The sequence below is a fragment of the Streptomyces sp. NPDC054863 genome, from assembly GCF_053610825.1.
This window is the reverse complement of record NZ_JBSGZD010000405.1, coordinates 1-5,530: the sequence shown is the minus strand read 5'-3', so window position 1 is coordinate 5,530 and position 5,530 is coordinate 1. Positions and strand designations below refer to the sequence as shown.

General features: G+C 72.5%; 4 protein-coding genes. 3 read left to right on the top strand and 1 reads right to left on the bottom strand.

What is annotated here, in order from left to right:
* Positions 1–151: 151 nt before the first annotated feature.
* Positions 152–838, top strand: a complete 687-nt coding sequence (locus ACWGIG_RS36415; RefSeq protein ID WP_453326002.1) for a class F sortase — start codon at positions 152–154, stop codon at positions 836–838.
* A 108-nt stretch (positions 839–946) separates the two neighbouring features.
* Here ACWGIG_RS36415 and ACWGIG_RS36410 read toward each other — a convergent pair whose 3' ends face one another.
* Positions 947–2,212 carry a serine hydrolase domain-containing protein gene (locus tag ACWGIG_RS36410; RefSeq protein ID WP_453326001.1) on the bottom strand — a complete coding sequence of 422 codons (1,266 nt, stop codon included), beginning with the start codon at positions 2,210–2,212 and terminating at the stop codon, positions 947–949.
* A gap of 311 nt (positions 2,213–2,523) precedes the next feature.
* On the opposite strand from ACWGIG_RS36410, the gene ACWGIG_RS36405 reads away from it, so the two are divergent.
* Complete coding sequence (locus tag ACWGIG_RS36405) at positions 2,524–3,045, top strand: MarR family winged helix-turn-helix transcriptional regulator (RefSeq protein ID WP_453326000.1); 522 nt, start codon at positions 2,524–2,526, stop codon at positions 3,043–3,045.
* Positions 3,046–3,211: 166 nt separating this feature from the next.
* Positions 3,212–5,461, top strand: a complete 2,250-nt coding sequence (locus tag ACWGIG_RS36400; protein WP_453325999.1) for an MMPL family transporter — start codon at positions 3,212–3,214, stop codon at positions 5,459–5,461.
* Positions 5,462–5,530 lie beyond the last annotated feature (69 nt).

Here is a 5,530-nt window from a genome sequence, read left to right as displayed (position 1 = left end):
GCCGGCTCGCGGGGGCGCCCACCGTGGTGTGCGGCGGGGGGACCGCCGACGGGCGCGCCGGCTGACCCACCCGATCCGAGGGCGGGGGGTGGCGGCGTCCCGCACGGGTCGCCGTCCCACCGGCCGTCGGCCTTTCCAGGAGCCTGCACCCATGTCCCGTACGTCCCGGCCCGGCCGGCCCCCCGTCCTGCTGACCCTCGCCTGCCTGGGTACGACCGCGCTGTTCGCCCTGACCGGCTGTTCCGCCGCCGTCGTCGACGCCCGGCCCGGATCCGGTCCGGCGGCGGCTGTCGAGGCCGACCCGTCGCCGAGCGACCCCGCGTCCCGTACCTCACCTCCTCGCTCCTCCCCCTCTTCCCCCTCTTCCTCGTCCCCCTCCTCCGACGACGCCCGCCCGGGGACGCCCGTGCACGTGTCCATCCCCTCGATCGGGGTCGACAGCGACGTCATGCGGCTCGGTCTCAACACCGACGGCACGGTGGAAGTGCCGCCTGCCGACAAGGGCATGACGACCGGTTGGTACTCCGGTGGTCCCGTGCCGGGCGCGCGCGGTCCTGCGGTGCTGATCGGCCACAACGACACCCGCCACGGGCGGGCCGTCTTCCACGACCTGAAGAAGATCGCCGACGGTGCGGACATCGTCGTCCGCGACGAAGGGGGGAAGAAGATCCGCTTCAAGGTCACCGGCCGCGAGACGGTCGGCAAGAAGGCGTTCCCCACCGAGCGGGTCTACGGCCGCACCGAGGGGCGCGTGCTGCGACTGATCACCTGCGACGGCGCGTTCGACGCTCAGGGGCACACGCTGGACAACCTGATCGTGTACGCGATGAAGGTCTGACGGTGGCCTCCGTCGGCGGCGGGGCGGGGATGCCACGCCCTGCCGACGGTCACCGGCGGCAGGGGCAGCGGATTGTCGAGGAGATCACCTGCGCGGAGGCGGCCTGGGTCAGCGGCGCTCGCGCAGGTCGGCCTCCGCCGGGAGGCCGGTGAGCATGCGCGGAGCCGCCTTGGCCGACGACGCCGCGGGCGCGGGCTTCTTCCCGCAGAAGGCCGCTTCCAGCGTCCCGCCGAGCGCCGTGTTCGCCGCACCCCGGTTCGAGGTGTTCGCCATGGCGGAGAGCGCGCGCCGGCCGTCACGGGTGGCGAAGGCGTACGTGTAGAAGCCCTGCACGGTGCCGGTGTGCCCGTACACCTGGGCGCCGCAGGACAGGTCGTAACGGCGCAGCCCGAGCCCGTAGAACCGGGTCTGGGTGGCGTCGGTCGGGGTGACCGTGGTCATGGCGTCCAGCATCCGGGGCGAGAGCAGCCTGCCCTTCATCAGCGCGGTCGTGAAGGTGTTCAGGTCGGCCGGGTCGGAGATGACCGCGCCCGCCGACCGGGCCCAGGAGACGGTCTGCTCCGTGGAGTCGACGAGCGGCGCCCCCGCCTCGTCGGGGTGGAGGTAGCCGCGCACGTGCGTGCCCTCGATCCGGGTCTCCGGGTGGACGTAGGAGGTGTGCCGCAGCTTCAGGGGCTTGAAGATGCGCCGCTCGTACTGCTTGGCGACCGAGGTCCCCGTGGCCTTCTCGATGAGCATGCCGACGACGACGAAGTTGGCGTTGGAGTACTTGTAGGCCGCACCGGGCTCGGTGGTCCGCGGGAGGGCCAGCGAGAGGTCGACCAGCTCCTGGTAGCTGAAGACGCGGTTGCGCACGGCCTCGAAGCCGGGCACGGTCTGGGCGAACATCGCGTCGGTGTAGTCGGCCAGGCCGCTGCGGTGGGTGAGCAGGTGACGGACCGTGATGCGGTCGTCGGGCAGCAGTCCGGGCAGGTAGCGGTTGACCGGCGCGTCGAGCTCCAGCCGTCTCTCGTCGACCAGCTGGAGCAGCACGACGCTGGAGAAGGTCTTGCTGACACTGCCGATACGGAAGCGTGCCCGGGTGTCCATGGGCTCGCCGGAGACGCGGTCGCGGACGCCGACGGTGCTCGTACGGAGGCCCTCGGGACCGGTGAAGCGGGCCATCGCGCCCGGAGCGCCGTTGCCCATGGCGGCGTTCAGGGCCGCGGTCACACCGTCCATGTCGGGGGCGGGAACGGCGGGGACCGTGGGACCGGCGGGGGCCGTGGGTGCCGCCGTTGCCGCGGAGGCCGCGGTGGCGGGGGCGAGGCCGCCGGCGAGGGCGGCGATCAGGGTGGCGCTCAGGGCCAGACGTCGGTGTGTCGAAAGGGGCACGTGGCTTCCTCGTTCTCGGACTCGTACTCGTCGGATCTACGGCACACGCCTGGGGTGTGCCGCGGGACCTGGGACGAGCGATCGCTGCGCGCGTCCCTGTTCCCCGTGAAGCATGAGTGCCAACGCGTCGCGTCGGTTCCTGTTACGGGAGGCCGACATTCCGCCCGACAGTGCGTCAGGACCGCTGCCGCGGCCCGCGGCTCCGTCCGTGATCCGTACGGACCCGGGGTCAGGTGCCTCCTGGCCGTCACGACCCCGGCCCCGGGAGTTCTCCGTCCACCTCCCTCGATGCGGCTCTATAGGCTGAACGCGTGGCCAGTACAGATGCGCGAGACACCTCCCCGGCAGCCCCCTCACCCGACCCCGCCACCCCGCGCCCCGGCGGTTCCGGCGGGGATCTTCAGGCCTTCGCCATGCAACTGCGCCGGATGAACGGGGAGATCAACCGCCTCATCCACGCCTTCGCCGCCCAACAGGGACTGCACGCCACGGACGTCCAGGCCCTGGCCGCGGTCCTGGACTCCGAGACGCCCCTCACCCCCGGCCGACTCCGCGAGCACCTGGGGCTGACCTCGGGTGCGGTGACCGCGTGCCTGGACCGACTGGAGAACGCCGGACACATCCGCCGCTCCAGGGAGAGCACGGACCGCAGGGTGGTCCACCTGTACTACGAGCCGAGTGCCCGGTCGGCGGCCCGCAGCCACTTCCTGCCGCTCGCCCGGGCGACCGAGAACACCAGATCCCGGTTCGACGGCGACGAACTCGCTCTCGTCCTGCGCTTCTTGACCGATCTCAACACCGAGCTCGGCGAGCTGCGCGCGCCACGCCCCTGACAGCCCTGCCGACAGCCCGTCCTCCGATATATTTCAATCATTGAGATTGTTTCTGCTGAAGATATGCGGAGACAAGGGCAGAGGCAGGGGGGCGAAGGCCTCTGCCGCAGAGGTCTGCGCCACAGACCTCTGGGGTCACGCCTCATCACTCGGCACCGGGAGCACGATGACCACCGCCACCCGTTCCGCACGCCTGCTGATTCCGCTGGTCCTGCTGATCGCCTGGCTGGGCATCGGTGCGGGGCTCGGGCCGTTCGCCGGAAAGCTCGGCGATGTCGCCACCAACGACCAGGCCGCCTTCCTGCCGCAGAGCGCCGAATCGACCCGGGTGATCGAGGCGCGGAAGGCGTTCCGCCAGGACGAGACCCTGCCCGCCGTCGTCGTCTGGACCCTGCCCGGGGACGCCGACGGCGAGATCGGCAAGGAGCGGCAGGCCGCCGCGACCCGCGCGCTCGCCTCCCTCGACGGCTCTCCCGGCCTCGTCGGCCGGGCCTCCCCCGCCCTCCCCTCCAATGACGGACAGGCGCTCCAGGGCGTCGTACAACTGCGCCCCGACCTCGGCGACGGCCTCGCTCCCGCTCTCGGCCGCATCAAGCAGGCGGCGGGTGAGGTACCGGGCACAACGGTCCAGTTGGCAGGGCCCGCGGCAGGCCAGGCGGATCTCAAGGACGCCTTCGCGGGGATCGACGGGCTGTTGCTCGGGGTGGCGTTGGCCGCCGTACTCCTGATCCTCCTGCTGGTGTACCGCAGCGTGCTGCTGCCGCTCCTCATCATCGTCGGCGCGGTCTTCGCGCTGGGCCTGGCGAGCGCGGTGGTGTACGCCCTGGCGGATCACGGCGTGGTGCGGGTCGACGGACAGGTGCAGGGCATCCTGTCGATCCTGGTGATCGGCGCGGCCACCGACTACGCGCTGCTGCTGACCGCCCGCTTCCGTGAGGAACTCGCCGACGGGCAGGACCGCTTCACCGCGGTACGGGCCGCCTGGCGGCAGTCGGTGGGACCGGTCACGGCCAGTGCGGCGACCGTGGCGCTGGGGCTGCTCGCGCTGCTGCTCAGCGACCTCACCAACAACCGGGCGCTGGGGCCGGTCGGGGCGATCGGCATCGTCTGCGCGGTGCTCAGCGCGCTGACCTTCCTGCCCGCCGTGCTGGCGCTGCTCGGGCGGGCGGCGTACTGGCCCGCCAAGCCCCGGCCCGCCCGGGACAAGGGCACCGACGGCGGTGCCGCTGCCGGTAGGGGCGGCGAAGCCCCAGCCGCTTCGGGCGGCGAAACCCCTCCCCGTACGGGCGGCGAAGCACCCTCCCCCGCGGGCGGCACAACTCCCTCCCGTACGGGCGGCGAAGCCCTCTCCCCCGTGGGCGGAAGCGCGAGGCTCTGGCAGTGGGTGGCCGCCCTCGTGGACCGGGCACCGCGCCGGGTCTGGGCGCTTTCGCTCGCCGGGCTGCTCGCCTGTGCCGCGTTCGCCCCGACGCTCACCTCCCGCGGTGTGCCGCTCGACGAGATCTTCGTCAACGACGCCCCGTCGGTGGCCGCCCAGCGCACCCTGGGCGCCCACTTCCCCGGCGGCTCCGGCAATCCGGTGGTGGTCGTCACCGACGCGACGGCGGCCGACGCGGTGGTGAGCGCCGCCGGGCGGACGCCGGGCTTCGCGGAAGCGGCGGCGGTGACCGCATCCGGTCGGCCCGGAGGCGGTCCGCCGCTGGTCGTGGACGGCCGGGTGCGCATCGACGCGACCCTCCAGGACTCGACCGACAGCGACGCCGCGAAGGAGGCGGTGGCCGAGCTCCGCAACCGGGTGCGCGCCCTGCCGGGAGCTCAGGACACGCTCGTCGGCGGGTACACCGCCCAGCAGCTCGACACCCAGCGGGCCGCCGCGCACGACCGGATCCTCATCGTGCCGGTCGTGCTCGCGATCATCCTGGTCATCCTGGCGCTGCTGCTGCGCTCACTGCTGATGCCGCTGCTGCTGGTGGCCACGGTCGCCCTCAACTTCCTTGCCACGCTGGGTGTTTCGGCCCTGGTCTTCCGCCACGTCTTCGGCATGAGCGGCACGGATTCCTCGGTCCCGCTGTACGGGTTCGTGTTCCTGGTCGCCCTCGGCGTGGACTACAACATCTTCCTGATGTCCCGGGTGCGGGAGGAGTCCCTCGTGCACGGTGTACGCGCGGGTGTCCTGCGCGGCCTGACCGCGACCGGCGGGGTCATCACCTCGGCGGGCGTGGTGCTGGCGGCGACCTTCGCGGCCCTCGGCGTGATCCCGCTGGCCTTCCTGCTCCAGATCGCGTTCATCGTGGCCTTCGGCGTGCTGCTGGACACGCTGGTCGTGCGCTCGCTGCTGGTTCCCGCGCTGGTACGGGACATCGGGCGCACGGCCTGGTGGCCCGGACGGCTCAGCAGGTCCGGCCCGGTGCGGTAGGCGGCGTACCCGAAGCGGTGGGTCGTGGAACGGGGCCGCGCCGGGCAGGCTTGAGTCACCGCCCTGCCC